Origin of the sequence: Terrisporobacter sp., from assembly GCF_017888745.1 — a bacterium.
Lineage (GTDB): Bacteria > Bacillota > Clostridia > Peptostreptococcales > Peptostreptococcaceae > Terrisporobacter.
The window spans coordinates 1-17950 of the sequence record NZ_JAGHFM010000149.1 but is presented as its reverse complement, the minus strand read 5'-3'; the positions used below and the strand labels follow the sequence as shown (position 1 = coordinate 17950).

The window sequence follows — 17950 nt, the reverse complement described above, 5'->3', positions numbered from 1 at the left end:
AATTTGAAAACAATAAAAATAGAAGATGCATTAAAACTTGAAAAAACAATTTTTATAGATGTTAGAACTGAAAAAGAGTATGTAGATGACCATATATTAAATGCTTATAACTTACCTTTATTTGATAATGATGAGTATCATGAAATTGGTACTATTTATAAAAAAGAAGGTAAACATGAAGCAATAGATAAAGGTTTTGATTTTGTATCGCCGAAACTAAAAGATATGTATAAAGTAGTAAAAGACTTATCATTGAATTATGAGCATATAATTATATATTGTGCTAGAGGTGGCATGAGAAGTAGCAGTGTAGCGAATATGTTAAGTTCCATAGGAATAGATTTATATAAACTTGAAGGTGGATATAAAGCCTATAGAAATTATGTATTAGATTACTTAAGTAATATAATGAATGAAAAACAATTTATAGTACTTCATGGGCTTACTGGAGTTGGAAAAACAGAATTATTAGTAGAACTTAAAAAAAATAATATAGATATAGTTGATTTAGAGCAAATGGCAAGAAATACTGGTTCAGTTTTTGGATTTATTACTTATGATGAAAAACCACCATCACAGAAAACTTTTGAAACTAGAATTTTTGAATCACTATATTTTTCAAAAACAGATTTTTTATTCATAGAAAGTGAAAGTAAAAGAGTTGGAACTGTATTAGTTCCAAATGATATATATGATGCTATCATAAGAGATGGATATCATATTCTTATAGAATGTGATATAAATGAAAGAGTAAAAAGACTTTGTAAAGAATATATTTATGATAGAGATGAACTAAATATTGAAGAACTTAAAAAATGCATAAATACATTTAGAAAAAGGCTGGGTAATAAGCAAGTTGACGAATATTTAGATTTACTAGAAAAAGGTAAATATGAAGAGCTTGTAGGAAATTACTTAATTTCATATTATGACCCACTATATATGCATTCTATAAAACAATATAAATATGATAAAACAATAGACTTTAAAGCAATTAATGAGACATTAAAAGAATTAATGAGTTTTCATAAGGCAGCAGTGGAAGGAGTTAAACAATGTTAAAAATAGCACTTGAATCATTAGGTTGTTCTAAAAATCTAGTTGATGCAGAAATAATGATGGGTATATTAAATAAAAAGGGATACAAATTAACAGGGGATTTTGAAGAAGCAGATGTAATCTTAGTAAATACATGTGGATTTATAGAGTCAGCAAAACAAGAATCTATAGATACAATAATTGAGTTTGCAAATCTTAAGGAAACTGGTAATTTAAAATTACTTATTGTTACTGGCTGTTTAGCTCAAAGATATTCAGATGAATTAAAAGAAGAAATTCCTGAAATTGATGCTATAGTTGGTACTGGAAGTTATCAAAATATAGATGAAATATTAGAAGGATTACAAAAAGAAAAGCAAATTGTAAGTTTAAATGATATAGAATTTGTATACAATGAAGATCTTCCAAGATATGTTTCTACACCAAGCTATATGGCATACTTAAAAATAAGTGAAGGATGTGATAAGCATTGTACTTATTGTATAATACCTAAGTTAAGAGGGAAACAAAGAAGTAGAAAAATGGAAGATATAATATCTGAAGCTAAGACTTTAGCACAAAATGGTGTTAAAGAAATTGTAGTTATAGCACAAGATAGTACAATGTATGGCTCTGATATATATGGAAAACCTGTTTTACCTGAATTATTAGATCAATTAGCAGGAATTGAAGGTTTAAAATGGATAAGAATAATGTACTCATATCCAGAATCAATAACTGAAGAGCTAGTAGATGTTATAAAAAGACATGATAATATTTGTAATTACTTTGATATGCCAATACAACATGCAAGTAATAAAATATTAAAATTAATGAATAGAAAAACTACTAAAGAAGATATTTTGTCTAAAATAGAAATGATTAGAAAGAATATACCAGATGCTACACTTAGAACTACAATAATAACTGGATTCCCAGGAGAAGATGAAGATGATTTTGAACAACTTGTGGAATTTGTTAAAGAAGTTAAGTTTGATAAATTGGGAGCATTTACTTACTCAAGAGAAGAAGGTACAGCTGCTGATAAATTACCTAATCATATTGAAGAAGAGGTTAAGGCAGAAAGAAGAGATGTTTTAATGATGGTACAACAAGGTATTTCTGAAGAAATAAATCAAAATAAAGTTGGAAATATTTATGAAGTACTAATAGAAGAGCAAATTGAAGACAACGTATATATGGGTAGAACTCAATATGATGCAGAAGAAATTGATAGTATAGTATATGTAAAATCACATACAGATCTAGAGGCGGGAGATTTTGTTAAGGTAAAAATTGATAAAGCCCTAGAGTATGATTTAATGGGGGATATACAAGATGAATTTACCAAATAAATTAACATTACTTAGGATTTTGTTAATACCGGTATTTATATTAGTAATGATGTCTAATATACAAAATCATTACTTAATATCTTGCTTAATATTTGTAATAGCATCAATAACAGATGCACTAGATGGTCATATTGCTAGAAAAAATAATCTGGTAACAGACTTTGGAAAATTTATGGATCCTTTAGCAGATAAATTATTAGTAATATCAGCACTTATATGCATGATAGAGTCTGATTTAGTTGCTGGATGGATGGTTATAATAATAGTATCTAGAGAGCTTACCGTTAGTATTTTAAGAGCTATTGCTGCAGCTGATGGAAAAGTTATAGCTGCTAGTGGCGGTGGTAAGATAAAAACAATAAGTCAAATGCTAGCTATAATAATATTATTAATTGGTGCAAACTTTAATAATATCTTATTAATAAATACAGGAAGTATATTTATTTTAATAGCAACATTTTTTACTTTATACTCAGGAATAGATTATTTATATAAAAATAGAGATTTATTTATGAATAGTAAATAACTAAAAACCTCTCTGGAATTTGATTCTAGGGAGGTTTTTTATTGTAAGGAAATTATATGTTATCTAATCTTTGGAGAATGTATAATTTTCAACTTTGTTACCTAAGTAACGAGCAAAGCCGTTGAGGCTATGAGCAAAGTAAATTTTTTTATTACTTACAAATTTGTTGCTATAAAAATAAATAAAATCGTATAAAAGAATTAATAAAAGTTTATAAATATAAGTATAAGTCTTTATTTTTAATAATTTCATGGGTTTTTATAAATAAGGGTATTTTCAATTGACGATGAAAGTTTTATAGGATATAATAATATAGTAAATAGAACAGGTGTTTGTTTTTAGAGAAAGGATGAAATAACATGAGTATAGAACAAGAAAAGTTACAAGCTCTTAATCAGGCTTTAGGAAAGATAGAAAAAGATTTTGGTAAAGGATCAGTTATGAGACTTGGGGAAGCCACATCAATGGCAATAGATGTAATATCTACAGGATCTATAGGACTTGACATTGCCGTTGGAATAGGAGGACTTCCAAAAGGTAGAATCATTGAAATATACGGACCAGAATCTTCAGGTAAAACAACAGTTGCTTTACACACAGTAGCTGAGGCACAAAAAAATGGTGGAATAGCTGCATTCATAGATGCAGAGCATGCCTTAGATCCAGTGTATGCGAAAGCTTTAGGAGTTGATATAGATAATTTAATAATATCTCAACCAGATACAGGGGAACAAGCATTAGAAATAACAGAAGCACTAATAAGATCTGGTGCAATAGATATAATAGTAGTGGACTCTGTAGCAGCACTAGTACCAAAAGCAGAGATAGAAGGAGAAATGGGGGATTCTCATGTTGGCCTTCAAGCAAGACTTATGTCTCAAGCTTTAAGAAAATTAACAGGTTCAATTAAGAAATCTAATTGTGTTGCAATATTTATAAACCAATTAAGAGAGAAAGTTGGGATAATGTTTGGGAATCCAGAAACTACTACTGGTGGTCGTGCTCTTAAATTCTACTCATCAGTAAGACTTGATGTAAGAAGAATAGATAGTATAAAACAAGGTGATAAAGTACTAGGAAATAGAACTAGAGTTAAAGTTGTAAAAAATAAAGTTGCCCCTCCATTTAAACAAGCTGAATTTGACATAATGTATGGAGAAGGTATATCTAAAATAGGTGATTTATTAGACATAGCAGCTGACATAGAAATAGTTAAAAAATCAGGTTCATGGTATGCATACAACGATATAAAACTTGGACAAGGTAGAGAAAATGTTAAGAAGTTCTTAGCTGATAATATGGACTTAACAGATGAAATAAATGCAAAGGTTAGAGAACATTATAATCTTGATAAGGCAGTTGTATCAGAAGAAAATGATGAAATTGAATAAAATATAGAGAAATTGAATAATAAAATGCATACACCCCTCCTATAAACTTGACATGAAATAGAAAAAATTATAAAATTAAGTGAGGATAAAATATTTTAAATTAAGATGATTTTATTTAAAGTATTCCAAGATTATAGATAAAGAAACTTTATTATATTTTAAAAATTAAGACCAATTGTCATAATAGTCATAATTTTAAATTACGTTAAAGAATAATATTGATATTTTGGGATTATAACAAAGGAGGTGGATGTCATAGAAATTATAGCCATAATAATTGGTTTAGCTATTGGTATTATAGTTGGATATTTTGTTAGAAAAAATATATCTGAAACTAAAATTGGTGAAGCTAAAGACTTAGCCAATGATATAATAGATAAAGCAAATAAAGACTCAGAAACAATTAAAAAAGAAAAGCTATTAGAAGCAAAAGAAGAGATACACAAATGGAGAACTGATGCTGAAAAAGAGCAAAGAGAAAGACGTAACGAATTACAAAAATACGAAAGAAGAGTTCTTCAAAAAGAAGAAGCTATTGAAAGAAAACAACAAAGCTTAGAAAACAAAGAATCAAACTTAAATGATAAGTTAAAAGCTGTACAAAGAAAAGAAGAAGAAGTAGAAGAAATCAAAACAAAGCAGCTTGAAAAGCTTGAGGATATATCAGGGGTTACTTCTGAAAAAGCAAAAGAAATAATACTTACAAATGCAGAAAGAGAAGTAAGACATGAAATGTCAATAATGATTAAAGATATTGAATCTCAAGCAAAAGAAGAAGCTGATAAGAGATCAAGAGAAATAATAGGCTATGCTATCCAAAAATGTGCAGCAGATCATGTTGCAGAAACTACTGTAACGGTAGTTAATTTACCTAATGACGAAATGAAGGGGAGAATAATAGGTAGAGAGGGAAGAAATATAAGAACACTAGAAACCTTAACAGGTATAGATCTTATAATTGATGATACTCCAGAAGCTGTTATTTTATCAGGTTTTGACCCTATTAGAAGGGAAGTAGCAAGAATCGCTTTAGAAAAGCTGATATCTGATGGAAGAATACATCCAGCAAGAATAGAAGAAATGGTTGAAAAATCAAGAAAAGAAGTTGAAAACATCATAAAAGAATTTGGTGAACAAGCAACTTTTGAAACTGGTGTACATGGACTACATCCTGAATTAGTTAAATTATTAGGAAGATTAAACTACAGAACTAGTTATGGTCAAAATGTATTAAAACACTCAATAGAGGTAGCTCATATAGCTGGTATAATGGCTGCTGAAATAGGAGCTGATATAAAGCTAGCTAAAAGAGCAGGTTTATTACATGATATAGGAAAAGCTGTGGACCATGAAATGGAAGGGACTCATGTTGATATAGGTATGGACTTACTTAGAAGATATAAAGAATCTAAAGATGTTATACATGCTATGAGTACTCATCATGGGGATTATGAGCCACAAATAGTTGAAGCTGTATTAGTTACAGCAGCAGATGCAATATCTGCAGCAAGACCAGGGGCAAGAAGAGAAACTTTAGAAGCTTATATTAAGAGATTAGAAAAGCTTGAAGAAATTGCTAACTCTTATGAAGGTGTAGAAAAATCTTATGCAATTCAAGCAGGTAGAGAAATTAGAATAATGGTTAAGCCTGACAGCATAAATGATGAAGAACTTCATTTATTAGCTAGAAAGATGACTAAACAAATTGAGGACGAGCTTGAATATCCAGGTCAAATAAAAGTAAGTATAATAAGGGAAACAAGAGCAATTGAATATGCTAAATAAATAAAAAAGAGAGGTATAACCTCTCTTTTTTTATGTACTATTATATTATAGAGTATCTTAATTGTAAAAAAATTATGCAAAATGTATATATTTGATAATATAGTAAAATATATGTTTAAATGATATAATTACTATAAAGGGGGAATGCAAATTGAGACAAAAGATAAATATCAACTCACAATTAGATGCATTAAAAATAAAAGAAGTAGAAAAGATTTTTTATAAAAAAATATCTGATAATACTAATATAATACCCAAAGTAACTCCATTTAGAGGTATAAATACAGATCTATTATATATAAAAGATAATAAAATACTTTTTATAAAATTTATGGATACAAGCGAAGAAATATTTTCAATCCTAGATGAAGAACTAATTGAAGTAATGAATGAAGAGTATGAACTACTTAAGTTTAAAATGGCTCAATTTCATAGTAATATTAGCTTTAATTATGTTTTTATTATGCCATATGTAGAGATTGAAGATTATTATGGATTTGAAAGTTTTGTGAAAAATAATATTATAGATAAGAATAAATTAGAAGAGATAATAGGAAATCGTGATAAGTTAGATAACTATCTTAAAGAAGTTAATAATGAAATTGAATTAAATCTTTATATATTAGATATATGTCCTGAATATTATGAACTTAATGGACAATATCATCTTAATAAAGAATTTAAAAAAATTACTTTTTCTCAAGGTGATTATAATTATAGTGCTTCTATGTTAACAGATGAACAATTAGAAAAAACTATTTCAATTAATTATGGTAAGACTTTAATAGAAGGACCTACAGGTAGCGGTAAAACATCTTTGATGATGTCTAGAGCTATTAAATTAGCACGTATTTACCCTCATCATAACTTTATTATATTCACACATACTAAGCAATTATGTAATCAATTGAGAGAAACTATAAAATTACTATATAAAGAAAATAATAATTTAGAAGTTCATACTATATCATCTTTTGTATTCAAGTTGGCTAAAAAATATAATTTAATACTAGATTATGCTATGTTAAAGCAAGATTACGAAAGAACTTTTAATAATTTAATAAAACAAGCGAAAAATATCATAAAAAACAAAAAAATCTTTAAAGGTATATTTATAGATGAAAGCGAAAGTTTTGAACAAAAAGACATAGAATTTATACAAGATTTTCTGTATGAAAAGAAGTATATATTTAATATTTTTTACTGTGAATGTCTAAATATTTATAATAACGTAAATATTTTTAAAGAACCCTTTAGTTATATAAGTTTTGATGAAAAAATTATGTTGGATAATAATTTAAGAGAAGGAAAATATATTGTAGATTTTTCAAATCAATTTTGTAGAAATGCAAATAAATATATAAAAAATCTAAGAAAGAATATTAATAGAGATATATATAAAGAATCGAATAATATTATTAATGAAGGAATAAATGCTCAAGTAATAAAAGTAGATGACTTAGAGGATCAAATAAGTGCCATATTATGGGAAATAAAATATTTAATAAGTAATAAAGGATTGAATTATAGTGACATAGCTATAGTATATCCGTATAATAAAAAAAGACTTAAAAATGGAAAAACTATATATTTCCAATACTTATTGAAAAAAGCTTTAAGTGAAGGGAATATTCCTTTTATACAAGGTGATGATAACTTAACTAAATACGATAAAGACGGTGGAGTAACAATATCTAATTTGTATTTTATAAAAAACTTAGAATATAAAGCGGTTGTATTTTGTGAGTTAGAAATGTTATATAATCAAACTATAAATGAAGAGTATCAAGATTATCAAATTAATGACTTTGTTGGAGATCTAAATAAAATATATATGGCTATAAATAGATCTAGTGAATATTTAACTATAATAACAACATTTAATGAAAATTCAAGTGAATTAATAAAAATAATAGTTGATTCTACAAAAGAATAATTAAGAAGCACTTATGTGCTTCTTAATTAATTTATAAAATAAAATACCATAGGAAGTTAAATTTTAATTTATAAAATTTATAAAAATAAAGATGAAAGGAGTAATTATGGATCAAGAATTTATATTAACAAAAGAAGAATATGAAATATTTCAACTATTTTCTATAAAAATGGCGCCTTCTACAAAAAAAGATTACCTAAGTAAAATTATATCTTTCAAAGAATTTTTAAAAATAGAAAATTTATTGGAAGTCACTAAAAATGAATGTAGAGACTTTATAGAATACATAGACGATGAATATGCTAAGTCTACTTGTGAAAAAATATTTAGTTATCTACATAGTTTTTATGCATTTATGAAAAGAGAAAAATATATTGAGGTTAATCCTTTTACATCTGTTGAGAAGCCTGTTGTAACAAGGGAAAAAGGCAAGAAGGATGTTTTGAGTATACAAGAAATAAATCAATTAGTAGACTCATTAGATAAATTGAATGCTAGGGATCGTCTTATAATGATATTCTTAGTAACTACGGGATGTTTATTAAATGAACTAGTCAAAGTTAAGTGGAAAGATCTTATAGTAGATGAAGAAAGTAATTTCTATGTACGATTAGGCAAAGGTAAAAAAGAAAGAGTAGTTAAATTACATCCTTATTGTTTCAGATTGATTGAAAGTTATAGATATTTTTCTGGTCTTAGTGAAATAATAATACCTACAGACGATTATATTTTTACAACACAAAAAAGTCAGTCTATTACTGATAGAAATGTAAGGATGATAGTAAAAAAAGCTTTTGATATGGCAGGTTTATCTCAATACTCTGCAAAAGACTTAAGGCATTCTTATGCAGCTATAAGCCTTATGCTTGGTGCAGATAAAGAAGATATAAAAAAACAACTTGGTTGGAGTGACAAATATTATGCTATAAGATACAAACATGTATTAAATTTTGTAGATAGTGAAAGTATAGATTTTATGTTAGGTAAAGATAATCTAAAGATAAATAAAAAATAATATGAACAAATTGATAAAAAATATTGTTATTGTTCGTTAAATTATATATAATATTCTTTGGAATAGAAAAAGATTTAGGGATGGTGCAAAGATGATAGATAACAAATATACAACATATTCAAATCCTTTAACAGAGAGATACTGTAGTAAAAATATGAGTTATATATTTTCTCCACAATTCAAATTTTCAACTTGGAGAAAATTATGGATTGCATTAGCAGAGGGAGAAAAAGAATTAGGAATAAATATAAGTGATGAGCAAATAGAAGAATTAAAAGCTCACATAGATGACATAAATTTCGAAGAAGCAAAAAAAATAGAAAAAGAAGTTAGACATGATGTTATGAGTCATGTTAAAGCATATGGACTTCAATGCCCAAAAGCAAAAGGTATAATACATCTTGGAGCAACTTCAGCTTATGTTGGAGATAATACAGATGTTATACAAATGAATGAAGCTTTAAAATTAATAAGAGTTAAACTTGTTAATTTAATAAATAATTTAAAAGATTTTGCTTTGAAATATAAAGATGTTCCAACATTAGGATTTACTCATTTCCAAGCAGCTCAATTAACCACTGTAGGTAAAAGAGCGACTCTTTGGGCTCAAGACTTAATAATAGACTTAGAAGATTTAAATTACAGACTTGATAATATGAAACTTAGAGGGGTAAAAGGTACAACAGGAACACAAGCAAGTTTCGTTAGTTTATTTGAAGGTGACAATGATAAAATAAAAGAATTAGATAAAATAGTATGTCAAAAGATGGGATACAAAGAATCATATAAAGTAAGTGGACAAACTTATACTAGAAAGTTAGATTCTCAAGTATTAAATGTACTTGCCGGAATAGCACAAAGTATGCATAAGATGACAAACGATATAAGATTATTGCAGAGTTTAAAAGAATTAGAAGAGCCATTTGAAAAAAATCAAATAGGTTCATCTGCTATGGCTTATAAAAGAAATCCTATGAGAAGTGAAAGAATAGCATCTTTATCAAAATTCATAATATCTGAATCAATTTCTCCAGCATTAGTTGAAGCTACACAGTGGCTAGAGAGAAGTTTAGATGATTCAGCTAATAAGAGATTAGCTATACCTCAAGCATTCATGGCAGCTGATGCTATATTAGAAATAGGTATAAATGTAACTGATGGTTTAGTTGTATATGAAAATATGATAAGAAAACATATAGATGAAGAACTACCATTCATGGCTACAGAAAATATACTTATGGAAGCTGTAAAAAGAGGTGGAGATAGACAAGAGTTACACGAAGTAATAAGAGAATTATCTATGAAAGCTGCATATAGAGTAAAACATGAAGGTTTAAATAATAACTTAATAGACCTTATAATAGAAGATGAAGCATTTAGCATGATCGATAAAGAAGAGATATTATCTATACTAGATCCAATTAACTTTGTTGGTAGAGCTCCTGAACAAGTGGTAGAATTCGTGGAAGAATATCTAGAGCCAGCTATAAGTGAATATAAAGATTGTATAGGTTTACAAGTAGATTTAAGAGTATAGTTTCATAAATTAGAAATTAGACGAAGAGTCAAAATAGACTCTTCGTTTTTTATTTTTGCATAATTAAAATTTTTATTTATTATATTTAAAAATATAGAAAATTAAAGTCGAGTTTTATCATAAAAAATAAAAACAAATACTTTGGATATAGTGGATATATTCATGAAAAGTATTGTACTTAAAAAGTTTTTATTGTAAACTATAATGGAGTAAAAGTCAATAAATTAAGCATCTGAGGTGATTAAATGAACTGTATAGTAACAAATACAATAGGTTTTTTATCAAAAACTTTTCCTAAAATTTATTCTAGTTTATATTTAGAATACCTAAAGAAATATTCGGCATTATGTAATGTTAATAAGACTCAATTAAGAGCATTGGTATTTATAAAAAATCACGGTAGTATAAGTATGACGGAATTATGTGCTAAATTAAACATTGAAAAAGGTAGCTTAACAAGCATGATAGACGATTTAACTAAAAAGGGATACGTTTACAGGGAAAAAGATCTGTCTGATAGAAGAAAATATATGATAATGATAACAGAAGAAGGAGATAAATTAGCTGTAGACTTTACTAATAAATTAAGTGGACAATTAGAGGAAAAGCTATTTAAGTTAGATGAATGTGATAGATTAAGATATCAAGAAGCATTAGAAACCCTTCAGTACATATTAAGCAAAGAAGAATTAAGATAATAATAAAAAAATCCATCTTATACATAAGATGGATTTATAATTTATAATATTTTTATTAAGCATGAGCTAATGCATTGTATTCTTCTAAAGCCTCTCTTAATAATTGACCAGCTTTTCTTAAATCTTCTTCTTTTAATACATAAGCAAGTCTTACTTCATTCTTACCAAGGCCTGGAGTAGAGTAGAATCCTTCTGCTGGAGTACACATTACAGTTTCTCCATTTCTACGGAACTCTTTCAAGGTCCATGCAACGAAATCTTCAGCGTTTTCAACAGGTAACTTAGCTACAATATAGAATGCACCCATAGGTTTTTCACAAATTACACCTTCAGCCTTCATTAATTCACCATATAAAGTATCTCTTCTTTTTCTATATTCATCATTAACTTCTTTAAAGTAAGAAGTTGGAGTGTTATATAAAGCAGCCGCACCTAACTGTTCTAATGTAGCAACACAAAGTCTTCCTTGGCATACTTTCATGACTTCAGCCATGAATTTTTTATTTTTACAAGCAATAGATCCTATTCTAGCTCCACAAGCACTGTATCTTTTAGAAACACTGTCTATTATAACTACCCTATCTTCAACTTCTTTCATATTTCCGAAGCTAGTATATTCTAATCCTTCGTAAACAAACTCTCTGTAAACCTCATCAGCTATTAACCATAAGTCTTTTTCTTTAGCTATATCAGCTAACATCTGAACTTCTTCTTTAGTGTAAACACATCCTGTTGGATTACCAGGGTTAACTACTAATATTGCAGATGTTTTATCATCTATTTTAGCAAGGATTTCTTCTTTTGAAGGAAGATGGAAACCTTCCTCTGCTAGAGTAGTTACAGATTTTACTTCAATATTTAAACATTGTGCAAAACCGTTGTAGTTAGTGTAGAATGGCTCTGGGACTAGTATATTATCTCCTGGGTCGCAAGCAGCCATGAAAGAGAATAATAAAGCTTCACTACCACCATTAGTTACTATTATATCTTCCTTAGCAAAGTCCATATTATATGTAGTATAATACTTTCTTATTGCTTCGATTAATTCAGGTATGCCTTGAGAACCTGCATATTCTAATACTTTATTGTCAAAACTTTTTACTTTGTCAAAAAATCCTGTTGGTGTAATTATATCTGGTTGGCCTATATTTAAATGATAAACTTTTACGCCCTCAGCTTTAGCAGCTGTAGCGAATGGAGCTAATTTTCTTATTGGTGATTCTTGCATAGAACTAAGTCTTTTTGAAAATTTCATTAAATATTCCTCCTTGAAATAAATGTGAAATGATTGCAAAATCTTATTCTAATTTAATATTAGCACAAAGGAATATGACTTGCATTATGATAAAAAAATATAATAATATCTTTAATTAATTTTATATGAATATTAAACTATTTATAAAGATAATTAAACTTATTGTCATTAACTTTGATACATTTACATAATACATTTTTTTAAATATAATTAAGATAATAAACTTATACTAAGATATAATAAATTTTCGAGAAAATTAAAAAATATAATAAAGGAGTTTATAATGAAAGAACTTGGTATAGATAAATTAAATAATGCTAAAGTAATCATTGCAAATGATAGAAGAAAAAGACCAATGGACAAAAACACAACTAATGATTATGAGGCTTTTGGGGAATATAGCGAGCTCTGTCCTTTTTGTAGAGGAAATGAAGAATTAATATCAGAAGAAACTTTTATTATGAGTAAAAATAATAATTGGTTAGTAAAGTCTGTTAAAAATAAATATCCTATAATAGATCAAAATTCTGAAAATAAGATAAAAGGAACTCACGAAGTAATTATAGATACTTATAAGCATAATAGCAGTTTCTATAATATGGAAGAAGGAGAATTTTATAATTTACTTTTAACTTATAAAAATAGATATATAAATTTGAAAGATAGTGATATTAAGTATATTTGCATATTTAAAAACTATATGAGAAAGGCTGGAGCATCTTTAATGCATCCTCATTCACAAATAATATCTCTTCCTCTTATACCACCAGAATTAGAGAGAGAATATGAAGTTTGTAGTGAGTTTTATAAAAAAATGGGTATAAATATTTATAGTAATCTGATTGCAGAAGAGATAAACTATGGAAAAAGAGTTATACATAGCAGTGAGAGCTATTTGGTATATATACCAGAAATTAGCAAATATGCTGGAGACACTATAATTGTTTTTAAAGACAATATATATTTTGAAGATATTACTAATGAAAAATTAAAAGAACTATCTATAATATTAAAAAAATATTTTAATAAAATGTATGAAGAAGAAGGAAATTGTCCCTTTAATATATACATTCATACACATCCAATAAATGAGGAAAAAGACTATAAACATATATTCAATGTACATATTCATATAGTTCCTAGAAAATTTAATTTAGGGGGATTTGAATTAAGTACAGGTATGTATGTTTCTTCGGTTAGTGCTGAAGAATTAGCATCAAAATATAGATTTGATTAAATGGAGGACAAAATGAAACTTATATCATGGAATGTTAATGGAATTAGAGCTTGTGTAAATAAAAATTTTATGGAATTTTTTAATAAAGTAGATGCAGATATGTTTTGTTTACAAGAAACAAAGCTTCAAGAAAACCAAATTGATTTACAATTAGATGGTTATTATCAATACTGGAATTATGCTAAGAAAAAAGGATATTCAGGAACTGCTATTTTTACAAAAGTTGAGCCACTAAGAGTGTCATATGGAATAGGTATGGAAGAACATGATCAAGAAGGTAGGGTAATTACTTTAGAATTTGAAGATTTCCATCTTGTAACAGTATACACACCTAATTCTCAAAACGAATTAAAAAGACTAGATTATAGGATGAAGTGGGAAGATGATTTTAGAGCCTACTTAAAGAAATTAGACGAAATAAAGCCTGTTATAGTTTGTGGAGATTTAAATGTTGCGCATAAAGAAATTGATTTAAAAAATCCAAAAACTAATAGAAAAAATGCTGGTTTTACAGATGAAGAAAGAGAAAAATTCTCTAAATTATTAGATGAAGGATTCATAGATACTTTTAGATATTTTTACCCTGATAAAGAAAATATTTATTCATGGTGGTCTTATAGATTTAAAGCTAGAGAAAAAAATGCTGGTTGGAGAATCGATTATTTCTGTGCATCTGAAAAAATAAAAGACAGACTTGAAGGTGCTACAATTCATACTGAAGTATTAGGTTCAGACCACTGTCCAGTAGAGCTTATAATAAAATAATAAAAAAATCCTTCCATATCATAGAGGAAGGATTTCTTATTCTTTGTAATCATTTTGACACTTACTTTTTCTACCCATTTTATAGGCTAGATGGATTATTTTCTTTTCTTCTTTATTTAGATCTCTATTTAAGATCTTTTTAAATTCTTTGAAAATATTATCATAGTTAATTTTTCTTTTAGTAGAAGTTTTTTTAGTTTTATTTAATGCATCAAAATCATAGTGTTTAATTTCTATTGCATCACTATAAATTTGCTTAAATACTAGAGAGGTATAATAAGCATCATTTAATGCATTATGATAAGATTTATCTTGATTTAACTCTAATAAAGTAATTGCATTTTGAAGACCTATACTTTTTCCTGTTGGATTGTTAAAATAGACCGATGCATGTTGTTGTACATTAATATAATCATTCGATATATTATCTATAGATAAATTATAGTACCTAATGTTTCTATATAATTCCTTTAAATCACCATTACCCCAAACACATAAAACATTATTGTTTTCATTGTTCATAAAACTTTTAAACATTTCGAAGGCATCTACAAATGCTGGGGCATCTTTGACATCGTCATTGCTAATATTAGTCATTTTTTTTATAAAAGGATGAATTTCCTTATATATATTAGGTTTGATAAATGTGTCAAATGTATCAATAATATTAAGATTTGAATCAAGTTTAACAGCTCCAATTTGAAGAATTTCAAAAGGACATTTTTCATCAGAAACTGTTTTGTTTAGTTTTTTATCAAATCCTTGATTAAACTCTAAATCAAAAACTATATACTCCATAATTTTTTCTCCTAAACTATTAATTATGCCAATACTATAATTTAAAATGAAGTTAAATTATAATATCTATTTCTAAGTATAACCTATAATTTATAAAAAGTTAAACTTTTTATAAAAGTAAAAGGCTTTTTTATGCTATTTACTATATTGTCAAAATATTCATAGAATGGTTAAAAAAACATTGCGAAAAATAATTCTATTGATTATAATAAAGTAAGTAAAAATACGAATTATAAAATACTTGAATATGATAATATACGGAAATGTTTAGGGCAAATTTGGAGGGAGTTTTAAGATGAATTGCAATAATGATATGTTATATTATGTTAACAAAAAAGACTATAAAAATGAAGAATTTAAAGAATTAATATTAAAACATAAAAATATAAGATTTGTTTCTTTAGTTGGGGTAGATTTAGGAGGGAATGCTACAGATGAAAAGATACCCATAGAGCTTTTCTTAGAGGATGTAGATGGATTTTTAAAATCTGCTATTCAAACTGATGGATCAAGTGTTGAGTTGTATAATATAGCTACATTAAATAATGCTAAAGTAGATTTAATGCCAGATGTAAATTCTAAATGGTATGTAGATTACAATTTAGATCATATAGATGAATCTACGAATCTTCCTATAGGAACATTAAAAATACCAGCGTTTTTAATTCATAATAATAAAAAAGTATGTTCAAGAGGGATTTTACAAAAAGCTGAAAAGAATTTTAAAAAGTCTTTAATTGAAATATTTAAAGAATATCCACATATGATAAATAATATCGGAATAAATAGTATAGATGATATAGAAGAGATAATATTAACATCTGCTACAGAGTTGGAATTCTGGGTGAATACACCAGAAGATAAAGCAGATTTAGAAAAATTAGCAGTTTCGCAAAGTTTAAAAGAGCAATATTGGAAAAGAACACATGGTCTAATAAGAACTTGTTTAGAAAAGTCTTTAATAAAATTACAAAATTTAGGTATATGTCCAGAAATGGCTCATAAAGAGGTTGGGGGAATACAAAGTTCTATAAGTATAGAAGGAAAAACTAATCATGCTATGGAGCAGTTAGAGGTATCTTGGAAATTTGATACACCTTTAAGAGCTGCAGATAATCAACTTATAGTAAAAGAGGTAATCGAAGACATATTTACAATGAATGGATTAGAGGTTACATTTAAAGCTAAACCAATTTATGGCGTAGCTGGTAGTGGTGGTCATACTCATGTGGGAGCAAGTGTAAAATTAAAAAATGGAAAATTACAAAATTTATTTGCTCCAATAGATATGAAAGAGGATTATTTAAGTGAAATTGGATATGGAGCATTAATGGGAATACTTCACAATTATGAGGTATTAAATCCAATAGTAACTTGCAGTAATGATGGATTTGAAAGGTTAGTACCTGGATTTGAAGCTCCTATATGTATAGTAACTTCATTAGGTCATACATATCAAATACCTTCTAGAAATAGATCTGTCTTAGTTGGTTTGATTAGAGATGCTAAAAACCCAAAAACTTTAAGATTTGAACTTAGATCGCCGAATCCTTTATCTAATACTTATTTAGTTATAGCTGGGTGTTACCAAACTATGCTAGATGGAATAATAGCTACTGCTAAAAGTGAATTAACTACAAAAGAATTAGAAAAAGAAATTTCTAAAGGAATTGGAGACGAAAGTTTTTATTTAGAAAAAGATAGAATGTATAGAGATGAAAATGATGTATTTGAATATTATAATGAAGTAGAAAGAAATGAAAGATTTGGTCTACCACCAGCTACTGTATATGAGAATATGCAAAACTTTGAAAAATACAAAGAAAAATTAGTATCTTTAAAGCATGGAGATGTGTTTAGTGATAGTATAATTGATTCTTTTAAAACAGGAGCAATAGATAAATGGAAAAAAGAATTAAGATTTAGAATAATACATGAGCATATGGATAGACTAAGAAGTTATGTGAAACTTCATACAAAAGAGAATATGGATGCACTAGATGAAGTTAACTGGAATGCAATATCGGATTTAAAAGTAAAAGTTATGAAAGATACACTAACTAATAAATCTTTATTTACAAAAATAATTGAAGCAATTGAAAATAAAGACTATGAATTAGTATCGACACTTCAGTTAGAACTTAGCAATGATATGAAAAAATTACAAGAATTATACTTAGATTACTCAAAAAATATATTCTAATAAATGAAAATAAAACCTGTGGATAGTATTCACAGGTTTTATTTTTTACTTACAAGGACATTATATTGACTTCAAACCTGTGGAAAACTTCTAGGCTAAAGTATTATCAATACACTTGAAAAATTGTAAAAAAGTAAATTTTGAGCAACGGGGCAAAGCCGTTGGCGACATGAGCGAAGCGAATTTTTTATTTGTTTTATGGATAAACATAATTTATAACTTATTAACTTAAGAAAATTATCAAGTCGTTCAAATTAAGCACCTTTTATGATATAGGTAATAAGGCTATGACAATTATAAGAATGTAAGATAATAATCTTAAGTGTTTAGTAGAATTAAATTTTTTAGGTGATAAAAAAATAAATAAAAAGCTTAATAATACTATAAATATTGTTAAAAAAATTAAAAAAT

14 protein-coding genes are annotated in these 17950 nt (G+C 27.1%); 12 read left to right on the top strand and 2 right to left on the bottom strand.

Annotation, left to right across the window (positions count from 1 at the left end):
- Positions 1-3 precede the first annotated feature (3 nt).
- From mnmH to J7G74_RS07165, 9 genes are all read left to right on the top strand, one after another.
- Positions 4-1062 carry a tRNA 2-selenouridine(34) synthase MnmH gene (mnmH, locus tag J7G74_RS07205; protein ID WP_297133537.1) on the top strand — a complete coding sequence of 353 codons (1059 nt, stop codon included), beginning with the start codon at positions 4-6 and terminating at the stop codon, positions 1060-1062.
- Positions 1056-2393, top strand: a complete 1338-nt coding sequence (gene rimO, locus J7G74_RS07200) for a 30S ribosomal protein S12 methylthiotransferase RimO (protein WP_297133535.1) — start codon at positions 1056-1058, stop codon at positions 2391-2393. The genes mnmH and rimO overlap by 7 nt, the downstream gene beginning before the upstream one ends.
- Entirely contained in the window at positions 2377-2919 is a 543-nt protein-coding gene (gene pgsA, locus J7G74_RS07195) for a CDP-diacylglycerol--glycerol-3-phosphate 3-phosphatidyltransferase (protein ID WP_297133532.1), read from the top strand. Before rimO ends, pgsA begins: the two co-directional genes overlap by 17 nt.
- A gap of 359 nt (positions 2920-3278) precedes the next feature.
- Positions 3279-4310 (top strand): recombinase RecA, encoded by a 1032-nt coding sequence (recA, locus tag J7G74_RS07190; protein WP_297133529.1) that lies wholly within the window; start codon positions 3279-3281, stop codon positions 4308-4310.
- Between the two features lie 246 nt (positions 4311-4556).
- A complete protein-coding gene (rny, locus tag J7G74_RS07185) occupies positions 4557-6095 on the top strand; it encodes a ribonuclease Y (RefSeq protein ID WP_297133527.1) in 1539 nt (512 codons plus the stop codon).
- A 151-nt stretch (positions 6096-6246) separates the two neighbouring features.
- The gene (locus tag J7G74_RS07180) at positions 6247-8031 is read left to right on the top strand and encodes a DEAD/DEAH box helicase family protein (RefSeq protein ID WP_297133526.1); all 1785 of its coding nucleotides are present in this window, start codon (positions 6247-6249) and stop codon (positions 8029-8031) included.
- Positions 8032-8137: 106 nt separating this feature from the next.
- Positions 8138-9046 carry a tyrosine-type recombinase/integrase gene (locus J7G74_RS07175; protein ID WP_297133523.1) on the top strand — a complete coding sequence of 303 codons (909 nt, stop codon included), beginning with the start codon at positions 8138-8140 and terminating at the stop codon, positions 9044-9046.
- A 91-nt stretch (positions 9047-9137) separates the two neighbouring features.
- Complete coding sequence (gene purB / locus J7G74_RS07170) at positions 9138-10583, top strand: adenylosuccinate lyase (protein ID WP_297133522.1); 1446 nt, start codon at positions 9138-9140, stop codon at positions 10581-10583.
- Positions 10584-10828: 245 nt separating this feature from the next.
- A complete protein-coding gene (locus J7G74_RS07165; protein ID WP_297133519.1) occupies positions 10829-11281 on the top strand; it encodes a MarR family winged helix-turn-helix transcriptional regulator in 453 nt (150 codons plus the stop codon).
- Between the two features lie 55 nt (positions 11282-11336).
- Here the strand turns inward: J7G74_RS07165 and J7G74_RS07160 are convergent, their stop codons facing one another.
- Entirely contained in the window at positions 11337-12536 is a 1200-nt protein-coding gene (locus tag J7G74_RS07160; protein ID WP_297133518.1) for a pyridoxal phosphate-dependent aminotransferase, read from the bottom strand.
- A 283-nt stretch (positions 12537-12819) separates the two neighbouring features.
- On the opposite strand from J7G74_RS07160, the gene J7G74_RS07155 reads away from it, so the two are divergent.
- Both J7G74_RS07155 and J7G74_RS07150 read left to right on the top strand, forming a co-directional pair.
- Entirely contained in the window at positions 12820-13773 is a 954-nt protein-coding gene (locus J7G74_RS07155; RefSeq protein ID WP_297133516.1) for a galactose-1-phosphate uridylyltransferase, read from the top strand.
- A gap of 12 nt (positions 13774-13785) precedes the next feature.
- The gene (locus J7G74_RS07150) at positions 13786-14538 is read left to right on the top strand and encodes an exodeoxyribonuclease III (RefSeq protein ID WP_297133514.1); all 753 of its coding nucleotides are present in this window, start codon (positions 13786-13788) and stop codon (positions 14536-14538) included.
- Positions 14539-14574: 36 nt separating this feature from the next.
- Here J7G74_RS07150 and J7G74_RS07145 read toward each other — a convergent pair whose 3' ends face one another.
- Positions 14575-15336 carry a 3'-5' exonuclease gene (locus J7G74_RS07145; RefSeq protein WP_297133510.1) on the bottom strand — a complete coding sequence of 254 codons (762 nt, stop codon included), beginning with the start codon at positions 15334-15336 and terminating at the stop codon, positions 14575-14577.
- 295 nt (positions 15337-15631) lie between these two features.
- Here J7G74_RS07145 and J7G74_RS07140 point away from each other — a divergent pair, with 295 nt between their 5' ends.
- Positions 15632-17539: a glutamine synthetase gene (locus J7G74_RS07140; RefSeq protein ID WP_297133508.1), complete on the top strand. Its 1908-nt coding sequence runs from the start codon at positions 15632-15634 to the stop codon at positions 17537-17539.
- The last annotated feature ends 411 nt before the right edge of the window (positions 17540-17950 follow it).

What these genes read in the sequence shown, in the direction of transcription:
- rimO (WP_297133535.1), top strand. Translation starts at nt 1,056, where the DNA reads ATGTTAAAAATAGCACTTGAATCATTAGGTTGTTCTAAAAATCTAGTT.
- J7G74_RS07140 (WP_297133508.1), top strand. Translation starts at nt 15,632, where the DNA reads ATGAATTGCAATAATGATATGTTATATTATGTTAACAAAAAAGACTAT.
- J7G74_RS07155 (WP_297133516.1), top strand. Translation starts at nt 12,820, where the DNA reads ATGAAAGAACTTGGTATAGATAAATTAAATAATGCTAAAGTAATCATT.
- purB (WP_297133522.1), top strand. Translation starts at nt 9,138, where the DNA reads ATGATAGATAACAAATATACAACATATTCAAATCCTTTAACAGAGAGA.
- J7G74_RS07150 (WP_297133514.1), top strand. Translation starts at nt 13,786, where the DNA reads ATGAAACTTATATCATGGAATGTTAATGGAATTAGAGCTTGTGTAAAT.
- recA (WP_297133529.1), top strand. Translation starts at nt 3,279, where the DNA reads ATGAGTATAGAACAAGAAAAGTTACAAGCTCTTAATCAGGCTTTAGGA.
- J7G74_RS07175 (WP_297133523.1), top strand. Translation starts at nt 8,138, where the DNA reads ATGGATCAAGAATTTATATTAACAAAAGAAGAATATGAAATATTTCAA.
- pgsA (WP_297133532.1), top strand. Translation starts at nt 2,377, where the DNA reads ATGAATTTACCAAATAAATTAACATTACTTAGGATTTTGTTAATACCG.
- J7G74_RS07145 (WP_297133510.1), bottom strand. Translation starts at nt 15,336, where the DNA reads ATGGAGTATATAGTTTTTGATTTAGAGTTTAATCAAGGATTTGATAAA.
- J7G74_RS07160 (WP_297133518.1), bottom strand. Translation starts at nt 12,536, where the DNA reads ATGAAATTTTCAAAAAGACTTAGTTCTATGCAAGAATCACCAATAAGA.
- J7G74_RS07165 (WP_297133519.1), top strand. Translation starts at nt 10,829, where the DNA reads ATGAACTGTATAGTAACAAATACAATAGGTTTTTTATCAAAAACTTTT.